The 21,855-nt window shown below is 70.1% G+C and carries 19 protein-coding genes; 5 read left to right on the top strand and 14 right to left on the bottom strand.

The genetic code is table 11. The annotated features are described in order from the left end of the window. Positions 1–178 precede the first annotated feature (178 nt). Positions 179–1,315: an MFS transporter gene (locus FKR81_RS08540; protein ID WP_146350369.1), complete on the top strand. Its 1,137-nt coding sequence runs from the start codon at positions 179–181 to the stop codon at positions 1,313–1,315. Between the two features lie 2 nt (positions 1,316–1,317). Here FKR81_RS08540 and FKR81_RS08535 read toward each other — a convergent pair whose 3' ends face one another. After that, on the bottom strand, positions 1,318–2,211 hold the full coding sequence (locus tag FKR81_RS08535; protein WP_146350368.1) for a hypothetical protein: 894 nt from the start codon (positions 2,209–2,211) through the stop codon (positions 1,318–1,320). A gap of 172 nt (positions 2,212–2,383) precedes the next feature. On the opposite strand from FKR81_RS08535, the gene FKR81_RS08530 reads away from it, so the two are divergent. Next, positions 2,384–2,569 (top strand): DUF3073 domain-containing protein, encoded by a 186-nt coding sequence (locus FKR81_RS08530; protein ID WP_146350367.1) that lies wholly within the window; start codon positions 2,384–2,386, stop codon positions 2,567–2,569. A 133-nt stretch (positions 2,570–2,702) separates the two neighbouring features. On the opposite strand, the gene FKR81_RS08525 is transcribed toward FKR81_RS08530, so the two are convergent. Continuing rightward, positions 2,703–3,695: an NADH:flavin oxidoreductase/NADH oxidase gene (locus FKR81_RS08525; protein WP_146350366.1), complete on the bottom strand. Its 993-nt coding sequence runs from the start codon at positions 3,693–3,695 to the stop codon at positions 2,703–2,705. Positions 3,696–3,835: 140 nt separating this feature from the next. Between FKR81_RS08525 and FKR81_RS08520 the strand changes: the two genes are divergently transcribed. Continuing rightward, positions 3,836–6,829: a tetratricopeptide repeat protein gene (locus FKR81_RS08520; protein WP_186762842.1), complete on the top strand. Its 2,994-nt coding sequence runs from the start codon at positions 3,836–3,838 to the stop codon at positions 6,827–6,829. Here FKR81_RS08520 and iolD read toward each other — a convergent pair. From iolD to FKR81_RS08475, 9 genes are read right to left on the bottom strand one after another with little or no spacing between them, the layout of a single operon-like run. Next, the gene (gene iolD / locus FKR81_RS08515) at positions 6,826–8,679 is read right to left on the bottom strand and encodes a 3D-(3,5/4)-trihydroxycyclohexane-1,2-dione acylhydrolase (decyclizing) (RefSeq protein WP_146350364.1); all 1,854 of its coding nucleotides are present in this window, start codon (positions 8,677–8,679) and stop codon (positions 6,826–6,828) included. The two genes, FKR81_RS08520 and iolD, sit on opposite strands and share 4 nt — an antisense overlap. Further along, positions 8,676–9,557, bottom strand: coding sequence for a 5-deoxy-glucuronate isomerase (gene iolB, locus FKR81_RS08510; RefSeq protein WP_146350363.1), 882 nt, complete (start codon positions 9,555–9,557; stop codon positions 8,676–8,678). Before iolB ends, iolD begins: the two co-directional genes overlap by 4 nt. Then, positions 9,554–10,459 carry a Cgl0159 family (beta/alpha)8-fold protein gene (locus FKR81_RS08505; RefSeq protein WP_146350362.1) on the bottom strand — a complete coding sequence of 302 codons (906 nt, stop codon included), beginning with the start codon at positions 10,457–10,459 and terminating at the stop codon, positions 9,554–9,556. The genes iolB and FKR81_RS08505 overlap by 4 nt, the downstream gene beginning before the upstream one ends. Next, the gene (iolC, locus tag FKR81_RS08500; RefSeq protein ID WP_146350361.1) at positions 10,456–11,388 is read right to left on the bottom strand and encodes a 5-dehydro-2-deoxygluconokinase; all 933 of its coding nucleotides are present in this window, start codon (positions 11,386–11,388) and stop codon (positions 10,456–10,458) included. Before iolC ends, FKR81_RS08505 begins: the two co-directional genes overlap by 4 nt. Further along, a complete protein-coding gene (locus tag FKR81_RS08495) occupies positions 11,385–12,158 on the bottom strand; it encodes an ATP-binding cassette domain-containing protein (protein WP_222598198.1) in 774 nt (257 codons plus the stop codon). Before FKR81_RS08495 ends, iolC begins: the two co-directional genes overlap by 4 nt. Further along, a complete protein-coding gene (locus FKR81_RS08490) occupies positions 12,155–13,204 on the bottom strand; it encodes an ABC transporter permease (RefSeq protein ID WP_146350360.1) in 1,050 nt (349 codons plus the stop codon). Before FKR81_RS08490 ends, FKR81_RS08495 begins: the two co-directional genes overlap by 4 nt. A 20-nt stretch (positions 13,205–13,224) precedes the next feature. Then, the gene (locus tag FKR81_RS08485; protein WP_146350359.1) at positions 13,225–14,220 is read right to left on the bottom strand and encodes a sugar ABC transporter substrate-binding protein; all 996 of its coding nucleotides are present in this window, start codon (positions 14,218–14,220) and stop codon (positions 13,225–13,227) included. 5 nt (positions 14,221–14,225) lie between these two features. Next, positions 14,226–15,095 (bottom strand): TIM barrel protein, encoded by an 870-nt coding sequence (locus FKR81_RS08480; protein WP_146350358.1) that lies wholly within the window; start codon positions 15,093–15,095, stop codon positions 14,226–14,228. Next, complete coding sequence (locus FKR81_RS08475) at positions 15,092–16,099, bottom strand: Gfo/Idh/MocA family protein (RefSeq protein ID WP_146350357.1); 1,008 nt, start codon at positions 16,097–16,099, stop codon at positions 15,092–15,094. The genes FKR81_RS08480 and FKR81_RS08475 overlap by 4 nt, the downstream gene beginning before the upstream one ends. 131 nt (positions 16,100–16,230) lie before the next feature. Between FKR81_RS08475 and FKR81_RS08470 the strand changes: the two genes are divergently transcribed. After that, complete coding sequence (locus FKR81_RS08470) at positions 16,231–17,232, top strand: LacI family DNA-binding transcriptional regulator (protein ID WP_146350356.1); 1,002 nt, start codon at positions 16,231–16,233, stop codon at positions 17,230–17,232. After that, positions 17,229–18,716: a CoA-acylating methylmalonate-semialdehyde dehydrogenase gene (locus FKR81_RS08465; protein ID WP_146350355.1), complete on the top strand. Its 1,488-nt coding sequence runs from the start codon at positions 17,229–17,231 to the stop codon at positions 18,714–18,716. The genes FKR81_RS08470 and FKR81_RS08465 overlap by 4 nt, the downstream gene beginning before the upstream one ends. A 54-nt stretch (positions 18,717–18,770) precedes the next feature. On the opposite strand, the gene FKR81_RS08460 is transcribed toward FKR81_RS08465, so the two are convergent. From FKR81_RS08460 to FKR81_RS08450, 3 genes are read right to left on the bottom strand one after another with little or no spacing between them, the layout of a single operon-like run. Continuing rightward, a complete protein-coding gene (locus FKR81_RS08460) occupies positions 18,771–20,285 on the bottom strand; it encodes a tripartite tricarboxylate transporter permease (RefSeq protein WP_146350354.1) in 1,515 nt (504 codons plus the stop codon). Continuing rightward, entirely contained in the window at positions 20,285–20,779 is a 495-nt protein-coding gene (locus tag FKR81_RS08455; RefSeq protein ID WP_146350353.1) for a tripartite tricarboxylate transporter TctB family protein, read from the bottom strand. The genes FKR81_RS08460 and FKR81_RS08455 overlap by 1 nt, the downstream gene beginning before the upstream one ends. Then, positions 20,776–21,744 (bottom strand): Bug family tripartite tricarboxylate transporter substrate binding protein, encoded by a 969-nt coding sequence (locus FKR81_RS08450; protein WP_235921401.1) that lies wholly within the window; start codon positions 21,742–21,744, stop codon positions 20,776–20,778. Before FKR81_RS08450 ends, FKR81_RS08455 begins: the two co-directional genes overlap by 4 nt. Positions 21,745–21,855: the final 111 nt, after the last annotated feature.

The raw sequence follows: 21,855 nt of genomic DNA, 5'->3' as shown, positions 1-21,855 counted from the left end.
GATCAGGCGAAGCCTTGCCACATCGAAAATGCCCTGTCAAGGCAGCTTTTCCGCCTTGACAGGGCATTTTCGATGTGGCGACCTCTGGTGATCAGCGAGGACCTCCCCACCCCACCACGAAAGCCCACATACCGAGACCTACTTCCCACTAACTGAACCACCACCTAGCGTCAACCGCATGCGCTACAGGTGGGTAGTCCTGGCCGTCGGCGCACTGGCACAGGGCACAAACGCCGCAGTCTTCCTGGGCCTACCAGCCATAACCCCACAACTGCGCACCCACTTCGCCCTGTCCCTACCCCAGGTAGGCCTACTGCTGGGCGCGGTGAACCTGGGCACAATGCTGACCCTCGTGGCGTGGGGAGCAGCAGCAGACCGCAGAGGCGAACGCCTGATCATGACGATCGGCGGCGCGGGCGCAGCTCTCTGCCTGCTCGCAGCCGCCACCGGAAACGCACTGCTAGCGGGCCTGGCCCTGCTGGGAGCAGGCATGTTCGGAGCCAGCGTCAACGCGGCCAGCGGCCGAGCGGTGATGACCTGGTTCAGCGAGGGCAGACGCGGCCTGGCCATGGGCATCCGCCAGACGGCGACGCCGCTGGGCGCCGCGCTGACCGGGGCGATTCTGCCGATCGTCGCGATCAACCAGGGCGTACCGGCGGCGTTCGCGTGGCTGGCAGCGGTGACGGCGACGGTCGCGCTGGCCGTGGCGATCTGGGTCAAGGAGCCACCTGGGGCGATCCGCACCACGGGCGAGCACGGCCTGCTCATCAAGGATCCGAAGCTGGTCCGCCTGAGCGTGGCGAGCGGCCTGCTGGTGGTCCCGCAGTTCACGGCGGCGGCCCTGCTGGTCGAGCTGCTGCACGAGCACCGCGGGGTGGCGCTGGGCGTGGCGGCGGCGGTGTTCGCGACCGCCCAGGCGCTCGGCGGGGCTGGCCGGCTGGCGGTGGGCGTGTGGTCGGACGCCGTGCGCAGCCGGATCGGGCCGATGCGGGTGCTCGCGGTGGCGATGGCCTGCGGGTTCGTGGTGTGCGCGCTGCTGGACCAGGCGCCGGTTCCCGTGCTGGTGGCGGTGCTCGTGCCGACCGCGGCGCTCGCGCTGTGCTGGAACGGGCTGGCGGTCACCGCGGCGGGCGAGATGGCGCCCGCCGGGCGCAGTGGCACGGCGCTGGGGATGCAGAACTCGGCCAACTACCTCAGTGCCACCCTCACCCCGCCGGTTGCCGGGCTCGTCGTGGTGCACGTGAGCTGGCCTGCGGCGATGGTGCTGGCGGCGGTGGCCGCCGTCGCGGCCCGGTTGCTGCTCGATCAGCCGTGACGTCAGCCGTGACGTTCGCGGCGGGCCAGTTCGCCCCAGAACTCGCGCAGCACCTCGTAGCGCAGGGCCACCTCTTCGGCGTCGCCGGTTTCGAGTGCGTCGACGATGGCGTTGACGTCCTGGGCCGAGGTGTCCTCGAGCAGGTCCTTGTCGTCGACCAGCTGCACCAGGCCGCCGTAGTCGAGCTCGACCGCCGAGTGCGGGTGGAAGTGCTCCAGCCAGCGGCCGGTGTCCGCGAGGACCTTCGCCGGGCCCTCGTCGCCGATGGTCTTCTTCACCACGGTCAGCGCCCGTGCGACGCGGCTGCGGGCGTCGGCCATGGCGACTCGCCACGAGACCTGGCGCTCCGGGTCGTCGCGCGGGGCCAGGACGATGCGGCGGCTGTCCGGGTCGACCAGGGCGAACCAGGGCAGCGGCACGGTCCAGGTGGTCGAGATGACGTGCACCGCGCCTGCGGTGAGCTCGGCCATCACGGCGGACGCGCGCGAGCGGACGGTCTCCGGGCCGAACGACAGTGCCGCCTCGCGCAGGACGGGCGTCGAGGTGGCCAGGAAGCCGACCAGGGCGGCCGCGGCGCGGGGGCGCAGGTCGACGGGGCAGACGAGCGGGCCTGGGCCGACGACGGCGCCCTCGTTCGCGGGAACCTCGGCCGGGCTGATGGTCATGACCTCGAACGGGGCGTCGGGTGCCGCCCGGCCGTCGGAACGCTCACCGGGGAGCAGTCTGGGCGGGCGAGCCAACTGTGATCGTAGCCACAGTTCGCGTTCTCGATCTCCGGCCTCAGCACGGCTCAACGAGCCGGATTCCAGTGCCTTGTGCACCTTTTCGGCCAACGGTGAGTCAAGAGCCGACAACGGTTCGTACACCCTGAGGTAGGCGACGAACGGTCTTGGCACCGGAGCATCCTTCCACGAACGAGCCGATCGAGATTTGGCGGCACGTCTCACGCCTACCGCGTCGCGAGGAACCCCATCGGCACGGTACGGTAGTTACCAGGAACTAGTTGTCGAGACGAGTGGGGCCGCCGTTCCCCCGGCCGCCCCCGTCCCTGTGCGAGGGGGTCGAGCCATGGGGCGCGGCCGAGCGAAGGCCAAGCAGACGAAGGTCGCCAGGGAGCTCAAGTACAGCTCTCATGAGACCGACTTCGAGGCCTTGCAGCGTGAGCTGTCTGGCGGCGAGGCGTCCGCCAACGGGCGTGGTGGCGAAGAGCATCACGACGACCCGTATGACGACTACGACGACTACCGTCGCTGAATTCAGCCCGAGGGTTTCAAGGGTTGGGCGGCCACAGAATGGCCGCCCAACCCTTGAAATCTGAGGGCTTCTTCGTCACCTAACACAGCGAAGCGCTGCCGCAACCGCGGCACGCGCTCCGCTGTGCCACGGGTCAGAACGCCCTTGCGTACTGCTTGGGAGCCTTGACCTCCGCACCCAGCTGCTGTGCCGCGCGCAGCGGCCAGTAGGGGTCGCGGAGGAGCTCCCGTCCGAGCAGGACCAGGTCGGCTGAACCGTCCACGAGCAACTGCTCGGCCTGCTGCGCCTCGGTGATCAGACCGACGGCGCCGGTCAGCACGTCCGCCTTGCGCCGCACGGCTTCCGCGAGCGGCACCTGGTAGCCGGGCCCGACCGGGATGTCGGCGTTGGCCGTGTTGCCACCGCTGGAGACGTCGACCAGGTCGGCGCCCGCCTCGGCGAGCCGTTGCGCGAGCACGACGCTGTCGTCGGCCGTCCAGCCGTCCTCGGTCCAGTCGGTACCGGAGATGCGGACGAACACCGGCACGTCAACGGCTTCGCGGACGGCGGCCGTGACGGCGACCGGAACGACGATGCGCTCGTCGAGCGTGCCCTCGTTCGTCAGCGGCGAGTAGAACTCGTGCAGCAGGTACCCGTGCGCGGCGTGGATCTCGACGACCTCGAACCCGGCCGCCACGGCACGCCGTGCTGCCGAGACGAAGAACGAGATGATCTCGCGGACGCCCGCGTCGTCGAGCTTCTCCGGGGTGTTCATGCCGGGGAAGGGCTCGGTGGTGGGCGCGACCGGCGTCCAGTCGCCGAACGCCTTGCGGCCCGCGTGCGCGAGCTGGACTCCCGGAACCGACCCGTTCTCCTTGATGAAGCGGGTGATCGGGCGCCACGCCGCGACCTGCTCGTCGTTCCAGATGCCCGTGTCGCCCGCCGAGATGCGGCCGCGCGGCTCGATCGCGGTGGCCTCGGCGATCACCAGTCCGGCACCGCCGACGGCACGCGAGCCGAGGTGCACGAGGTGCCAGTCCGTCGGCACGCCGTCCGCGCCGGCCGAGTACTGGCACATCGGACTGACCGCGATCCGGTTGGGCAGGGTGACCGAGCGCATGGTCAGTGGGGTGAACAGCAGGCTCACGTCCGGCTCCTCAAAAGTTCGCGTAACCACGAACATTTCAAGGAGCAGGCCGCGGCGTGTTGTTCCCCGCGTGATCGGCGTCTCACCGCTCCGGCCGAAGCGGCCCCACCAACTGATCCATCTGGGGTAGAACCATGGGCGTGGGTGACACGCACAACGAGCTGACCGGCGACGTCCACGGCGTGGTCTACCAGGCGAGGACCATGAACTTCTTCGCCGAACGAGCCGCGCCCGCGCTCAGCGGCCTGCCGCGTCCCGAGCCGGACTTCACCGGCCGCACCGCGGAGCTGGCCCGCCTCGCCGAGCAGCTGCGGCCGGGCCAGGACGAGCGGGCCGTCGTCGTGTCCGCCGTCGCCGGGCTCGGTGGTGTCGGCAAGACCACGCTCGCGGTCAAGGCCGCGCACGACGCGGTCGCCGCGGGCTGGTTCCCCGGCGGTGTGCTGTTCCTCAACCTGCACGGCTACTCACCGGAAGGACGGGTCCAGCCCGCCGACGCGCTGGCCACGTTGCTGCGCGATCTCGGCGCTCCCGTGCCGCCGAACCTCGCCGGTCGGGAGTCGTTGTACCGCACCGAGTTGGCCAGACGCACCGAACCGATGCTGATCCTGCTGGACAACGCGTCGTCGTCGGACCAGGTGCTGCCGCTGCTGCCGAACTCGCGCGTGCACCGCGTGCTGGTCACGAGCCGCCACTCGCTCGGCGACCTCGGCGCCACACCGATCGACCTGAACGTCCTCGACGAGGCCGACACGGCGAAGCTCGTCGAGAACTCCCTGCGCACCCGGCTGCCCGACGACCGCCGCGTGCGAGACGACCCCGCGGCCGTCGCCCTGCTCGGCGAGCTGTGCGGGCACCTGCCGCTGGCACTGGGAATCGCCACGTCCATGCTGGCCGACGACCCGGAGATGCCGATCAGCGAGCTGGTCGACGCGCTGCGCGGCGAGACGACCCGGCTGAAGGAGCTGGTGTACGGCGAGAACCACGCCGTGCGGGCCACGTTCGACCTGTCCTTCCACCGGCTCACCGAGGCGCAGCAACGGATGTTCGCGCTGCTCGCGCTGCACCCCGGCAAGCAGGTCGGTGTCCGGTCGGCGGCCGCGCTCGCCGGTGTGACCGAGCGGGAGGCGCGGCGGACGCTCGACGACCTGCGGCGGGCGCACGTGGTGTTGAGCGGCAAACCCCGCGGCTGGTTCAGGTTCCACGACCTCGTGCGGTTGTACGCGGTGGACCACGCGCGCAGGCTCCCGGACCGCGACGATGCCGTGGAACGGTTGCTGGAGAACTACTACGACACGGTCTACTCGGCGCAGTTGTGGGTCATCGACGACGAGGGCAAGAGCGACACGTTCTCCGGGATCCGCGACGTGTTCACCTGGTTCGAGTCCGAGATGTCGTCGTTGCGAGCGATCGTCGACCTGGCGGCCAAGACGCTCCACGACCGCGAAGCCGTGATGATCCCGCTCCTCATCACGCACATCTGGACCACGACGGGCGCCGACGAAGATCTCGTGCACATGCACCGCATCGGGCTCGACGTGGCGCGCCGGGCGGGCAACTCCTTCAAAGAGATGGGCGTGCGGCTCAGCCTGAGCCGCACGTTCCGCAGCCTCGGCCGGATCGACGAGGCCGCGGTGGAGGTCGACCTGGCCCGCGCGCTCACCGTCGAACACGACTGGCCCGAGTTCACGCTGCGATGCGACATCGAACTCGGTTGGGTGCGCATGGCCCAGCACCGCTACCGGGACGCGGTCGAGGTGCTCGAACGCGGGTTGGCCGCCGCGGCCGAGTTTCCCTCCATCGAGCCACTCGTGCTGAGACCCCTCGCCGATGCCCACACCTATCTCGATGAACTACCGCGCGCCAGGGAACACGTGCTCCGCGCCCTCGACGTGTACCAGCGATCGTCGCTGTCGATCGACTACGCGCACCTCCTGGGAGTGCTCGCGGACATCGAAGGCAAGCTGGGTGACACCGCTGCCGCGCTGGAGTCGCACGCGCGGGCGCTGCTCATCCACGAACGGCTCGAATACGCCAACGGCCAGGACGTCACGCTGCGCAGGCTCGCCGAGATCCACGCGGCGCGGAAGGAGCACGACGTCGAAGCGCGCTACCTGGAACGACGGGCAGCCCTCCTGACCGGTGCGTCGGAAGAACGCGCGGATGCCTTGCGCGCGTGGGGATCGAGCCTCGTCAACGCAGGCCGCCACGCCGAGGCCGCCGAGCAGCTGCGCGCTGCCGTCGCGCTGTACGCGGAGCTGAAGCAGCGGCGAGGTGAGGCGTTGAGCTTCGACTGGCTCAGCAGCGCTGAGTACAGCCTGGGGAACTACTCGGTGGCAGAAGAGGCGGCGCGCAAGGCGGTCACACTGTTCCGGGAGCTCGGCGACGGCTGGGTGCCTGAGTCGAGGTGGCTGGCCGAGATCCTGCGGGACGCGGGCAAGACGGACGAGGCGGAGCAGTTGCTCCAGGACCTGCTGCGCCACCACGAGGCGGAAGCCGATGCGCGCGCACAGGCAGACGACCTGCGCCACCTCGCCTACGTGTCCAACGCCCGCCGCGACCACGGGGCCGCAGCTGGCCGGTTCGAGCAGGCGGCGGCGCTGTTCGAGGCGGTCGACGACCAACAGGCATTGATGGAGACGCTGATCAGCGGGTGCAACGCCTTCTCCAACGCGGGGAACCACCCGGCCGCGCTGGAAGCCGCTCGCAAGGGGCTCGCACTGGCGCGGACACTCGGGGCGACCGACCAGATCGGGCTCGGGCTCCTCCGGCTCGGCCGCGCTCTCAACGGTGTCGGGGAGAACCGCGCCGCACTCGAACCGCTCACCGAGGCGCTGCCCTTGTACGCGGGCAACGCGCACGAGTCCACAGTGCGCTACCACCTCGGGCTCGCGCACCGTGAGCTCCGCGAGTTCCCCTCCGCGCGCGAGCACCTGCTGATGGGGCTGGCACTCGACCAGGGTGAAAGCAGCCGGTTCGACGAGGGAATGACATTGCACCAGCTCGGATTGCTTCACCGGGACGAGGGGGACCTGGTGGAAGCGCGACGCCTCGGCGAGCAGGCCTTCGCCATGCTCACCGAGGCGGGTCACACCGAGCACGCCGCGCGCACGCGGGCGTGGCTGGACGGGCTCTAGCCCAGGTAGCGCACCTGCTTCGCCTTGCCCTCCTGGACCGACTCGCGAGCCGCGGCGATCTCCGGGCGGTGCGACGTCTCGGGAACGCCGACCTCCCACCAGGCGCCGGCCTCGGTCCACGACGACGGGTGCGTCTTGATCACGACGACCGCCGGGCGGTGTTCGGCTGCCGCGACCTCGCGGGCCTTGCGGTACGCGCCTTCCAGGTCGCCGAGTGAGTCGGCTGGGAAGACGGCGCAGCCCAGAGAGGCCGCGTGTGCGGCGAAGTCGGTGCGCGGGGCCTCGGTGTGCGGGGTGAGGCAGTCGGCGTACAGGTTGTTGAAGCCCGCGCCGCCCTGGCCGGTCTGCAGGCGGTGGATCACCGCGTAGCCGTCGTTGTCGCAGACGACCGCGACGAAGCCGTGGCCCGCGAACGCCGCGGAGAACAGCTCGGAGTTGAGCATCAGGTACGAGCCGTCGCCGAGCAGGGTGGTGACCGCGCCGGTCGTGTGGGCGATCGCGGCGCCCCACGCGCCCGCCAGTTCGTAGCCCATGCAGGAGAAGCCGTACTCGACGTCCATTGTGGACTCGCCGGTGGCGCGCCAGCCGCCGATCAGCTCGCCCGGCATGCCGCCGGACGCGGTCATCACGTAGTCGGACGGGGTGCTCACGTCGTTCACGACGCCGACGACCTGCGCATACGTTGGCAGGCCTGACGAAGGTGCGCGCAGCGAGGAGATGTGCTCGTCCCAGCGGAGGCGTTCCTGGCGGGCGCGGGCGGCCCACGTGTGGTCGGCCTGCCATTCGCCGAGGACGTCGGTCAGCTCGCGCAGGCCCTCGTCGGCGTCGGCGACCAGTGCCAGTGCGCCGTGCTTGACGGCGTCGAACCTGGCCGCGTTCAGGGTGACCAGGCGGACGTCGGGCGAGAACGCGGTCCACGACGCGGTGGTGAAGTCCTGCAGTCGGGTGCCGACCGCGAGCACCAGGTCCGCGTCGCCTGCCAGGACGTTGCCGGACGTGGAACCCGTGATGCCCAGCGGGCCCGCGTGCAGCGGGTGGTCGTGCGGCACGAGGGTGCGGCCGGCGGTCGTCTCGACGACGGGGATGCCGTGCTGCTCGGCGAAGCGGATGGCGCGGCCGCCCGCGCCGGAGTAGCGGACGCCGCCGCCCAGCACGAGCAGCGGGCGCGACGAGTTGCGCAGAGCGCTGGCCACGTCGGCGAGAGCGCGCAGGTCCGGGCGCTGGCGCAGCGGGCGGTGCACGACCGTGCGGAACAGTTCCTCGGGGAAGTCGTACGACTCGGCCTGCACGTCCTGCGGCAGGGCCAGGGTCACCGGGCCGCAGTCGGCCGGGTCGGTCAGCACGCGGGCGACCTGCGGCAACGTGCCGAGCAGCTGCTCCGGCTTGGTGATCCGGTCGAAGTACCGGCTCACCGCGCGGAACGCGTCGTTGACCGTCGTCGTCGGGTCGCCGTAGTGCTCGACCTGCTGCAGCACGGGATCCGGCGCACGACCGCAGAAGGTGTCGCCGGGCAACAGCAGCAGCGGCAGGCGGTTCGCGTGCGCGACACCGGCCGCGGTCACCATGTTCAGCGCGCCGGGGCCGATGGACGACGTCGCGACGCCTACCTGGCGGCGGTGCGTCGCCTTGCCGATGCCGACGGCCGCCAGCGCCATGCCCTGCTCGTTGTGGCCGCGCCACACCGGGATCTGGCCGCGGACCTCCTCCAGCGCGTTGCCGAGCCCGAGCACGTTGCCGTGCCCGAAGATCGCGAACACGCCGGGGAACAGCGGTGCCTGCGTGCCGTCGAACAACTCCGTGCGCTGCGCGAGCATCCATCGCACCAGCGCCTGTGCCGTGGTCAGCCTCATCCCACTCGCCCCTCGGCGGAAGTCACGGGGCAGCGGGAGTCCAGTTCCTGCTTTTCCCAACTGCCCCTGATCCAGGTGTGCGCCGGGTCGTCGCAGAACGCCATCGACCGCTCGGCACCCGGCCCGGCCAGCACGTTCAGGTAGTACATCGGGTAACCCGGCGCCGCGACGCACGGACCGTGGTAGCCGCGCGGGATCAGGAAGACGTCGCCGTCGCGCACCACGACGTCCTCGTCGATCGTCCCGTCGTCGGTGTAGGTGCGGTGCAGACCGAAGCCTTCGCGCGACGGGGTTTCGCCGTCACGGCCCGCGATGCGGAAGTAGTAGATCTCCTCGTTCACCACGTCGCACGTCTCGTCGTGCTTGTGCGGCGGGTACGACGACCAGTTGCCGTCCGGGGTGATCAGCTCGCACGCGACCAGCTTGTCCGCGTGGTCCCACACGCCGGGCGTGCCGAAGTTCGTGACCTGGCGGGTCGCGCTGCCCGCGCCGCGCACCTCGACCGGGACGTCCTCGGCCGGGCCGTACTTCGGCGCGAGCCGGTTCGCGCAGCGCGCCATGGGCAGCGCCACCTCCACACCGTCCTCAGTGGACAACGTGACCGTCGCGTCGCGCGGCACGTACGCGAAGTCCGTAACGCAGGTGAACACCGAATCGCGGCCGCGCAGCTCGAAGCGCTCGCCGTCGACCTCGACGACGCAGCCGCCGGACAGCGGCAGCACGAACGCCTCGAACTCGCCGGTCTCGATCGTGCGCGACTGGCCTCCGTGCAGGAGCACCACGCGCAGTCCCGTGTAGGTCCAGCCCGCGTCATCAGGTCCAAGACGAATCGCGTCCTCGCCTTCGGACAACGTCCCTAGTGGACGGTGCAGCGTCATACCGGGATTCCCCTCGCGGATCGCAGAACTTCGGCAGCGGCCTCGACGGCAGCGGCCACGTCACCGTGCGGCGGGTAGAGCAGCGCGCGTCCGATCACCAGGCCGCGCACGGTCGGGTGCCGCAGCGAACGGCCCCACGACGCCAGGTCGTCCTCCGGCCGCTCCGACGGCACGCCGCCCAGCACGAGCGCGGGCAGCGACGTCGTGTCGAGCACGGCCTCGGGCTCGGCCGGTGCGGGCAGCTTCAGCCACGTGTAGGCAGAGGTGTTGCCGAGCCCGGCGGCCACGCTCGCGGCCCGCGCCAGCGCGGCGGAGTCCTTCTGCAGCACCAGCTTCCCGGCGGCGTCGCGCTCGTAGGGCAACGGCTCGACCATCGCCATCAGCCCGTGCTCGGCCAGCTCGGACACGGCCTGTGCGCAGCTCTCCAGCGTCGGGATCGTGCCCGCGTCCGAGTCGACCAGGCGCAGCAGCATCTTGCCGCCGTCCAGGCCGAAACGGGCGATCGACGACGCGTCGTACGCGGTGAACCGGTCGTCGATCTCCCAGTCCGCGCCGGCGAGACCGCCGCGGTTCATGGAGCCGATGACGACCTTGTCGTGCAGCCCGTCGAGCAGCAGCAGTTCCTCGATGACGTCCGGCGTGCCGAGCACGCCGTCCACGTCCGGGTTGCGCAACGCGGTCAGCAGGCGGTCGAGCAGCGAACGGCGGTCGGCCATCGCGAGCGGGTCCGCGCCGACGCCGAGCGCGCCGCGTGCCGGGTGGTCGGCCGCGACGAGGAACAGGGTTCCCTTGTCGGACAACAACTTGAGCCGACGGCGGCGGGACTTGTACGCCCGCAGCACCGAGCCGGGGTCGGCAGCGCGGGTCTCCAGCAGCTCGGCCCACTGCACGTCGGTGATCACAGGAGCTCCTCGATCTCTTGCCCGGTCGGCATCGCGTCCGCGCACGCGAGCCGCGACGCGACGATCGCGCCCGCCGCGTTGGCGTACTCGGCGATCCGCACCGGGTTCCAGCCCGAGAGCAGGCCGTGCACCAGCGCACCGCCGAACGCGTCACCCGCGCCGAGACCGCAGACGACCTCGACGAGGTTCGGTGCCACGGTCCACGAACCCTCGGGCGTGGCGACGAGAACGCCATCGGCACCCTTCTTCACCAGCGCCAGGTGGACACCGCGGTCCAGCATCCGGCGTGCCGCCTCGTCCGGGTCGGACGTGCCGACCGCGACCTCGACCTCGGCGCGGTTGCCGACGGCGACCGTGACGTGGTCGAGCATCCAGCCGATCTCGGTGCGCGCGGTCTCCACGTCCGGCCAGAACATCGGCCGGTAGTCCAGGTCCAGCACGGTGTGCGCCCTGCGCCCCCGGTGTTCCAGCATCTTGCGCTGGGTGCCGCGCGCGGGCTCGGTCGAGACGCCGGTGCCGGTGACCCACAGCAGCGGCACGTTCGCCACCACGTCCCACGGCACGTCGGTCTCGCTGATGGTCAGGTCCGGCGCGGTCGGCAGCCGGTAGAACAGCAGCGGCGGGTCCGCTGGCGGGTTGAGCTCGCAGAACACCACCGGTGTCAGCAGTTCCGGTGACGTGCCGACGAAGTCCGGCGCCACGCCGAAGTCCGAGAGCGCCGTCCGCACGTAGTCGCCGAAGCCGTCCGGGCCGACCTTGGTGAGCACGGCGGCCCTGCGGCCGAGCCGCGCGGCGGCGACCGCGACGTTGGTCGCGGTGCCGCCGAGCGACTTGGCGAACGTGCTGACGCCGGCCAGCGGGACGCCGCTCTGCTCGGGGTAGAGGTCGACCCCCACCCGGCCGACGGTCAGTACATCGAGATTGCTCACGCTTCGGCCGCCCGCAGTTCGTGCGCGAGTGCCTCGAGCTCGGCGCCACCCGCCATCTGCCGGGTCAGCTCCTCGATGTCGATCTCGTCCTTCTCGTAGGACCCGAGCGCGCGCCCCCGCTTGAGCAGCAGGAACCGGTTCGCGACCGGGTAGGCGTGGTGCGGGTTGTGCGTGATCAGCACGACGCCGAGCCCGCGGTCACGGGCCTGCGCGACGTACTTGAGCACGACACCGGCCTGCTTCACGCCCAGTGCGGCGGTCGGCTCGTCGAGGATGAGCACCTTCGCTCCGAAGTGGACGGCCCGCGCGATGGCGACGCACTGGCGTTCACCACCGGAGAGCGTGCCGACCGGCTGCTCCACGTCACGCAGGTCGATGCCCATGTCGGACAACGCCTTCTTGGTGACCGCGCGCCCCTGCTTCCGGTCGATGAAGCCCAGCGCGGTCGTGGGCTCCGAACCGAGGAAGAAGTTGCGCCACACGCTCATCAGCGGCACGACCGCGAGGTCCTGGTACACGGTCGCGATGCCGTGGTCGAGCGCCTCGCGCGGCGAGGAGAAGCGGATCTCCTCGCCCTCGACCTGGAACGAACCCTCGTCGTGCTGGTGGACACCGGCCAGGATCTTGATCAGCGTCGACTTGCCGGCCCCGTTGTCGCCGAGCACGCAGGTGACCTCGCCCGCGTGGACCACGGTGGACACGTCGCTCAACGCGATGACGCTGCCGTAGGTCTTGCCGATGTCCTTGGTCTCGATCAGTGGAGTGGTCACCTTCGCACCCTCTCTGCACGGCGCCGCAGGACGTTGTTGACCAGCACCGCGGACAGCAGCATCACGCCGAGGAACAACTGGAACCAGTCGCTGTTCCAGTTCGCGTAGACGATGCCCTGACGAGCCATGCCGAAGATCAGCGCGCCGATCGCGGCACCCAGCGCGGAACCGAAGCCACCGGTGAGCAGGCAGCCACCGATCACCGCGGCGATGATGTACTGGAACTCCAGCCCGATGCCCTGGTTCGCCTGCACGCTCGTGAAGCGCAGGATGTTGATCGAACCGACGAGCCACGCGGCGAACGCGGTCGTCATGAACAGCACCACCTTGGTGCGCAGCACCGGGACGCCGACCGCGCGGGAGCTCATCGCCGCGCCGCCGACCGCGAAGATCCAGTTGCCGAACTTGGTGCCCACCAGCAAGATCGCCGCGACGGCGGTGAACAGCACCCACCAGACGATCGACACGTAGAACTCCTGGCCGAACACGGGGAACGTCGACGCGAACAGGTAGCCGGCCGACTCGTACCCGGCCGTATCGCGCATGCCGGACACCTGGACGCTGCCGGTGACCAGTCGCGTGACACCGAGGTTGAGTCCCTGCAACGCGAGGAACGAACCGAGCGTCACGATGAAGCTCGGCAGTCCGGTGCGCATGACCAGCCAGCCGTTCAGCGCGCCGACACCGAGCGCGAACGCGAGCGAGATGAGCAGTGCCAGCCAGACGTTCACGCCGAGCTGGGTGGAGAGGATGGCCGTGACGAGAGCGGTGGACGCCGTCATGACACCCGCGGAGAGGTCGAACTCGCCGCCGATCATCAGCAGCGCCACCGCGACCGCCATGATCCCCAGTGTCGACGCGTCGTCCAGCCACGTGGCGGCGCCTGCCAGGCTGAGGAACTGTTCGGTCGCCGCCGAGAAGAACACGAAGACCAGCAACGCGCCGAGCGCGGCGCCGATCTCCGGGCGAACGACCAGCCGGTCGAGCACCCTCGGCTTGCTGAGCCGTTCGTCGGAGACGGGTGGTGCTTTCGCCGTCACGGTCATCTCTTCCTCCTAGTCGGCTGTCAGCGCCTGCCGTTGTTGGCGTACTGCTCCACCTTGTCCACATTGGACTTGTCGACGAAGCCCGGCCCGGTGAGCACCGGCTTGCCACCACCGAGGGTGTTGGCGTTGTCGCGGTAGAGCTTGTGCATCACGATCGGCAGGTAGCCCTGTTCGTACTGCTGCTGGTCGACGGCGAACAGCACGGTGCCTCCCTTGATCGCGGCCACCACGTCCGGGTTCAGGTCGAACGTCGCGACCTGCGCCTTCGAGGACGCGCCCTTGACCGCGCTCGCGGCGAGCACCGCGACCTGCGGGTTGAGGCCGAGCACCCCGTCGACCGAGCTGTCGGACTGCAGCGACGCCTTGATCCGCGCCTCGATGTCGGTCGGGTTGTTGATGTCGACCTGCAGGTTGGTCACCTGGCCGCCGAAACCGGCCTTCGCACCGTCGCAGCGCTGGTTGAGGCCGATGTTGCCGGCCTCGTGGATGATGCACAGCAGCTTGGTCTTGCCCGCCGCCTTGAGCTTCTTGCCCGCTTCCTCACCCGCGATCGACTCCTCCTGGCCGACGTGGGCCAGTGCACCGAACTCGACGCTCTTGGCGCTGCCGGAGTTGATCGTGATGACCGGGATGCCCGCCTTGATCGCGTTCTCGATCGACGTCTTCAGCGCGTCGGGGTTGGCCATCGACACGACGAGACCGCCGACCTTCTGCGACACGGCGTTGTCGATGAGCTTCGCCTGGGCGCCGGGGTCGCCGTCGGACGTGTAGTCGACGGTGACGCCCAGCTGCCCGCCCGCGTCCGCCGCGCCGTTCTTCACGACGTTCCAGAACGCGTCACCGGCGGAGCCGTGCGTCACCACCGCGACCCGCAGCGGGCCGCTGCTGGGCTGGGAACCGCCGCCGGTGTTGCTGGTCTGCGTGTTCTGCGAACCGGTTGGCCCACTGCAGGCGGCGAGCAGTGCGGCGCCGGCGAGCACGACGCCCGCCTTGAGGTACAAGCGACCGGACTTCATCGTCTCTAGTCCCTTCCGAGGATCTTGCCGAGGTGCGCGAGGCTGCGCGCGGTGTCCTGCAGTGGCTTGGTGGCAGAACTGTCGTCACCGAGCGCGGTGTCCTGCTCGAGGACGAACCAACCGGTGTAGCCCGCCTCCTGGACGAGCTTCACCAACGATTCGACGTCCACGTCACCGTCGCCGAGCGGGACGTACATCCCCTGTCCGACGGCGGTGGCGTAGCCGACCTCTCCGCTGCGCACCTTCACGGCGATGTCGTCACGCACGTCCTTGAGGTGCACGTGACCGATCCGGTCCGGGTAGCGGCGGGCCAGCTCGACCGGATCCGTGCCACCGATGAGCAGGTGGCCGGTGTCCAGGCAGAGCTGGAGATCTGAGTCCGCGAGGAACCGGTCGACCTCCGCCTCCCGCTCCACGTGGGTGCCCACGTGCGGGTGCAGCACGGTCCTCAAACCGTGCCCGGCGGCGATTTCCCTGATCTTCGCACAGGTGGCGACGAGGGTGCTCCACTCGTCGTCGGTGAGCTGCGGGCGTTCGTCGTACCCGTCGAGTCCCGTCGCCGCGGCGAGCACGAGCACCTCGGCGCCGCCGGCGGCCAGGATCGCCGACACCCGGCCTGCTTCGTCCAGAGTGGACTGGTCGCCGTCGTGCAGCGTGACCGCGAGGAAGCCGCCGACCAGGCCCAGCTCGTGCTGACCGAGCAGGGTGCGCAGCTCGTCCGGGTCCGCGGGCAGGTAGTCCGGCGGACCGAGCTCGGTCGCGGTGAGACCCAGTTCGCGCATCTCCGAAAGAACGGTGCGCGCGTCGAGCACGCGACCCCAGCCGGGGACTTCGCAGACGCCCCAGGAGATCGGCGCTCCAGCGATCTTGGTCATGCGGAGGTCACCTTCTCGTCGAGGCGGACCGGGGCTCCGGAACGCCGGGATGCCTCGCACGCCTCAGCGAGACGGAGGCTGATCAGACTCTCCCGCGCCGGGGAGGGGTTCGCCACTCTGCCGCCCACGACGTCGGCGAACACGGCCATCTCGTTCATGTAGGCGCGGTGGAACCGTTCGGGGAATCCGGGGTACGCGTCGGCTCCGGCGACGTGGCCACCGGGCTCCAGCGAGCTCAACGGGGTGCGCGCGTCGACGCCGACGGCGAGCGAGTCCTTGCTGCCCAGCACCTCGATGCGGTGGTCGTAGCCGAGCGGGTCGTGCCTGCCACCGGACAACGTGGCGTGCGCACCACCGGCGAACTTCAGCATGACGACGGCGTTGTCCACGTCGTCGGCGTCCGCGAACGCCTGGTGCACCAGCACGCTGCCGGACGCGTAGACCTCGACGACCGGCTCGCCGACGAGCCACGGCACCGCGTCGAGGTCGTGGATCAGCAGGTCGCGGAAGATGCCGCCGGACGCGGGCAGGTAGCTGAAGTCCGGCGGGTTGGCGTCGTTGCCGACCGCGCGGACCAGGTAGACGTCACCCACTTCACCAGCGCGGATGCGGCGGTGCAGCTCGAAAACGGCCGGGTCGAAGCGACGCTGGAAGCCGACCAGCACCTCGACACCGGACGCCTCGATCTCGTCCACCAGCGAACTCATCTCGGCGAGGTCGCTCGCGATGGGCTTCTCGCACAGCGTGGGAACCCCGGCCGCGATGGCCTCCCTCAGCAGAGCCGGGTGGGTGTTCGTCGGCGTCGCCAGCAGCACTCCGTCACTGGCCTCGAGCAGCTCACCGAGATCGTCGACGCTCTGCGTGCCGGGCAGTCCCGCCGAGGCCTGCGCTGCGCGACCGGGCACCGGGTCGAAGAGGAGCACCTCTTCCACCTGGTCCAGCGCGGCGAGGTTGGTCGCGTGCATGGTGCCGATCCTGCCGACACCCGCTACTCCGATCCGCATCGCAGGTTTCCCCTGTTCCTGGAGGTGATGTGTTAGAGCGCTCTATTGGTTGGAGCGCTCTAATGCTGTAGCTTCAGTCACACGGGTGTCAAGGGTGTGTTTCGCAGCCGTGACGTGTGGGGAGGTGGCGGGTGACTCGGCCGACGATGGAGGACGTCGCCCTGCGCGCGGGGGTCTCCCGCGCTCTGGTGTCGCTGGTCATGCGCGGGTCGCCGAAGGTGAGCGACCTGCGGCGCAGCGCGGTGCTCAAGGCCGCGGAGGAGCTGGGGTACTCCCCGCACGCGATGGCGCGCTCACTGGCGTCGCGCACGTCGACGGTGCTCGGCGTGATGGTGTCCGACCTGCACAACGCGTTCTTCGCGGAGGTGGTCGACGGCATCGACGCCGTCGCCCGCGAGCAGGGGTTCGACATCATCATCAACACCGGCGGCCGTTCGCCGTCCCGCGAACGCCGCGCGCTCGACAGCCTGCAGTCGTTCCGGCCGGCCGGGCTCATCCTGCTCTCGCCGGTCGTGCCCGCCAACGCCATCGCGAAGGCCGCGGAGCAGCTGCCGATCGTGCTGGTCGCGCGGTCGTCGCGCGTCACGAACGTGGACACCGTCAACGACGACGGCGAACAAGGGCTCGGGCTGGCCGTGGAGCACCTGGTGTCGTTGGGGCACAAGCGGATCGCGCACCTCGACGGCGGTGAGGGCTCACAGGCCGGACCGCGGCGCCGGGGCTACCTCGCGGCGATGGAGCGGTACGGGCTCGAGCCGCAGGTCGTGCCGTCCGAGTACACCGACACCGGTGGCGCGCGGGCGATCAGGCAGCTGCTCGACGCCGGTGACCTGCCCACGGCTCTCCTGTCCTGCAACGACTTCAACGCGGTCGGCGCGATCTCCGCATTGGAGGACGCCGGCCTGCGCGTCCCCGACGACGTCTCGGTGGTCGGGTACGACAACACGTCGCTCGCGGCGCTGCGGCACGTGTCGCTGACCACGATCGACCAGCCGCGCGCCGAGTTCGGCCGGCTGGCTGCCGAAGCCCTGCTGCAAAGGGTGCGTGGAGAACGCACCGAACCCGTGCGGCACCTGCTGCACCCGTCACTTGTGGTTCGTTCCACGACAGCTCCCCCAGGAGGAAAGCAGTGACCACCATCCCCCACTGGATCGACGGCGCCCGCACCACGGGGGTGTCCACCCGCACGTCGCCCGTCTTCAACCCGGCAACGGGTGAGGCCGCCAAGGAGGTCGTGCTCGCCGAGCAGTCCGATGTGGACCTGGCGGTGGCCTCGTCGCTGAAGGCCGCGGTCTCCTGGAGCGAGTCGTCGCTGTCCACCCGCACCCGCATCCTGTTCGCGTACCGGCAGCTGCTGCACTCCCACCGCGACGAGCTGGCCGCGATCATCACGTCCGAGCACGGCAAGGTGCTCTCCGACGCTGCAGGCGAGGTGCAACGCGGCCTGGAGGTCGTCGAGTTCGCATGCGGCATCCCGCAACTCCTGAAGGGCGAACACTCTGAGCAGGTCTCGCGCGGCGTCGACGCTTACTCCATCCGCCAGCCGCTGGGCGTGGTCGCGGGCATCACACCGTTCAACTTCCCCGTCATGGTCCCGATGTGGATGTTCCCCATCGCCATCGCCAGCGGGAACACCTTCGTCCTCAAGCCCTCCGAGCGCGACCCGTCCGCGTCGGTTCGGCTGGCCGAGCTGTTCAGCGAGGCCGGGCTTCCCGACGGCGTGCTGAACGTCCTGCACGGCGACGCGTTCGCGGTGAACGCGCTGCTCGACCACCGGGACATCTCTGCTGTGTCGTTCGTGGGCTCCACGCCGATCGCGAAGCACGTCTACTCGCGCGGCACGGCCAACGGCAAGCGCGTGCAGGCGCTGGGCGGCGCGAAGAACCACATGGTCGTGCTGCCGGACGCCGACCTCGACGGCGCGGCCGACGCGGCGGTCTCCGCCGGTTACGGCTCCGCCGGTGAGCGGTGCATGGCGATCTCGGTCGTCGTGGCCGTCGGCGACACCGGTGACGAGCTGGTCGAGAAGATCGCGTCCCGCACGCGCGAGCTGACCACGCTGCCCGGCACGGACCCGGACGCGCAGATGGGCCCGCTGGTCACCGGTGTCCACCGCGACAAGGTGAAGTCCTATGTGGACGCGGGCGAACAGGAGGGCGCGAGCCTGGTCGTCGACGGTCGCGGCTACGCGCCGGAGGGCCACGAGAACGGCTTCTGGCTGGCGCCCACGCTGTTCGACCACGTGACGCCGGAGATGTCCGTCTACACCGACGAGATCTTCGGGCCGGTGCTGAGCGTCGTGCGGGTCCCCACGTTCGAGGACGCCGTGGAGCTGGTGAACGCCAACCAGTACGGCAACGGCACCGCCGTCTACACCGGTGACGGCCTGGCGGCGCGCGAGTACCAGCGGCGCGTGCACGTCGGCATGGTCGGCATCAACGTGCCCATCCCGGTGCCGATGGCGTACTACTCGTTCGGCGGCTGGAAGGACTCGCTGTTCGGCGACACGCACGTGCACGGTGCCGAAGGCGTGAAGTTCTACACCCGCGCCAAGGCCATCACCGCGCGCTGGCCACGTCAGCACGGTGTCGACCTGGGCTTCCCCACCCACGGCTAGAGCGCGTGCAAAGGCCCCCGCGGGATGCGCCGCGGGGGCCTTCGGTTGTGTCACTCAGGCGTCGACCTTCTCCGGCTCGGGGAGAGGGGTTGGAGGGGTCTTGCGCCCGGCCACCCGCTTGATCAGCGGGAAGAGCAGGATCATCAGGATGATCACGTAGACGACGATCGAGAACGGCGTGTTGACCAGGCCGGTCAGCGAACCGTCGGACAGCTGCAACGCGCGGCGCATCTGGAGCTCGGCGGACGGGCCGAGGATCACACCGATGATCGCCGGCAGCACCGGGAGGCCGTAGCGGCGCATCCCCAGGCCCAGCAGGCCGATCACGAACATCACCAGCAGGTCGAAGACGTCCGCCTGCACCGCGTACGCACCGACCGACGCGAAGAACAGGATGCCCGCGTACAGGTACGGCCGCGGGATCCGCAGCAGCTTCGCCCACAACGGCGCCAGCGGCAGGTTCAGCACCAGCAGCAGCGTCAGACCGATGAACAGCGACGCGATGAGCGCCCACACCAGCTCCGACTCGCGCTGGAACAGCAGCGGGCCCGGCTGGATGCCGTACTGCTGGAACGCGGCCAGCATCACCGCGGCGACCGCCGTCGTCGGCAGACCGAGGGTAAGCATCGTGACCAGCGTGCCCGCCGCGGACGCGGAGGCGGTCGACTCGGGACCGGCGACGCCTTCGATGGCGCCCTTGCCGAACTCGTCCTTGTGCTTCGACAGCCGCTTCTCGGTCACGTACGAGAGGAACGTCGGGATCTCCGCGCCACCGGCCGGGATCGCGCCGAACGGGAACCCGATCACCGGGCCGCGCAGCCACGGCTTCCAGGTGCGCTTCAGGTCCGAGCGGGACAGCCAGGGACGTCCGACCGGGATCGGCTCGAACGCCTTGCGCCGCAGGTGCGCGGCGACCCACAGCGCCTCGCCGACCGCGAACAGGGCGACGGCGACCACGACGACGTCGATGCCGTCGGCCAGGTGCAGCGACCCGAACGTCAGCCGCTGCTGGCCGGTCAGCTGGTCCAGCCCGACGAGCCCGATGGTCAGGCCGATGAGCAGCGACGCGACGCCGCGGATCCGGGAGCTGCCGAGCACCGAGGTGACCGCGATGAACGCCAGCACCATGATCGCGAAGAAGTCCGGGGCACCGATGTCGACCGCGTGCTTCGCGACGAACGGGGCCAGCAGCACGATCAGGATGGTGCCGATGATGCCGCCGGTGAAGTGGCCGATGGCGGCAGCCGCAAGCGCTTGCGGACCCCGTCCCTTGCGGGCCATGGGATTGCCTTCGATCGCCGTGACGACCGCCGCGCTCTCACCCGGTGTGTTGAGCAGGATCGACGTCGTCGAGCCGCCGAACATGCCGCCGTAGTAGATGCCGGCGAACATGATGAACGCACCGGTCGGCTCCATGCCGTAGGTGATCGGGAGCAGCAACGCCACCGCCATGGCCGGGCCGATGCCCGGCAGGACGCCGATCGCGGTGCCGAGCAGCACGCCGATCGCGGCGAACAGCAGGTGCGTCGGCGTCAGCGCCGTCGCGAAGCCGTCGAGGAGCTGTTGCATCAGAACACCTCCATCAAGGGGCCACCGGGCAGCGGCACGCCGAGCAGGTTGTTGAAGATCAGGAACGTCAGCACCGACATGCCGGCCGCGATCAGCGGGTCACGCACGAGGTTGCGGCTGCCCAGCGCGTAGGCCGCGCCCCAGAACAGGATCGCGCCGGAGATCGGGAACCCGACCACGCCGATCAGCGCCGCGTTCGCGAGGAAAGCACCGCACAGCAGCAGAACCGTGCGCCAGTCGGCCGGTGCGGCCAGGTCGATGTCCTCGCCGCCCTCGGCCTCGCCACGGCCGCCGCGCAGGACGTCCCGCGCCAGCAGCACCGCGACGACCAGCAGCAGCCCGCCGACGACGAGCGGCACCGCCTTCGGCCCCACCGGGCCGCGCTGGGCGAAGTCCGTCGACATGCGCAGCGTGTCGGTCAGCACCAGCACGCCGAGCGCCGCCAGCACCAGGCACATCCCGAGCTCGGAACGCTCTTTCAGCCACGTGTTCATGCGAGTCCCAGATCCTTCAGCACCGTTGCCACCCGCTTGTTCTCCTCTTCGAGGAACGAACCGAACTGCTCACCAGGCGCGAAGGCATCGGTCCAGCCGTTGCGCCGCAACGCTTCCTCCCACTGCGGCGTCTTGTGCAGCGCCGTGAAGAGGTCCACCAGCTTGTCGCGGTCCGCGGTGCTGATGCCGGGCGGCGCGACGACGCCGCGCCAGTTGGTGAACTCGACGTCCACACCGGACTCGGAGAGCGTCGGCGCGTCGATGCCGTCGATCCGCTTCCCGCCGGTCACCGCGAGCACGCGCAGCGTCCCGGCCTGGATCTGGTCGCGGTACTCGCCGACGCCGGAGACGCCGAACGCGACCTTGCCGCCGAGCACGGACGCGAGCAGCTCGCCACCGCCGTCGAACGGGATGTAGTTGACCGTCTTGGGCGTGAGGCCCGCGGCCTTCGCCGTCAGCATCGCGGCGAGGTGGTCCGGTCCGCCGGGCGACGAACCGCCGCCGACGGGCACCGCACCCGGATTGGCCTTCCACGCGGTGACCAGGTCGCCGAGCGTCTTGTACGGCGAGTCCTTGCCCACCACGACGATGTCCGGCTCCTCGATGAGCTTCGCGATCGGCGTGGTGTCGAGCAGCGACGACGGCGACTTGTTCGTGTAGACGCTGCCGACGACGCCGAGTCCCATGGACATGACGAGCTTGCCGTTGCCGCGCTCGCTGACCGTGCGGCCGAGGCCGACGGTGCCGCCCGCGCCCGGCAGGTTGAACACCTCGGTGTTGCGCAGCAGGCCGGCGTCCTCCATGGCCTTGGCCGCGGTGCGGGCGGTGATGTCGTAGCCGCCGCCGGGAGCGTTCGGCACGAGCACGCGGAGGGAGCGCACCTGGGTCGTCGATCCGCTGTCCGCGCCGGGCGTGAGCAGCGGTGGTACCAGCAGCACGGCGAGCAACGCTCCCGCCACCGCCAACCACGTCTTGACCTGCACTGTGATCCCCGCCTCTCTGCCGCGTGGTTGCACATGTTGCACTCGTGTAAACAGAGATGTCCCGCTTGCGCGCCTAAGGGTTTTTTTGGTCTT

It is taken from the genome of Lentzea tibetensis (assembly GCF_007845675.1).
Lineage (GTDB): Bacteria > Actinomycetota > Actinomycetes > Mycobacteriales > Pseudonocardiaceae > Lentzea > Lentzea tibetensis.
The sequence above is the reverse complement of the archived record's forward strand: the minus strand, read 5'-3'. Positions and strand labels throughout refer to the sequence as shown.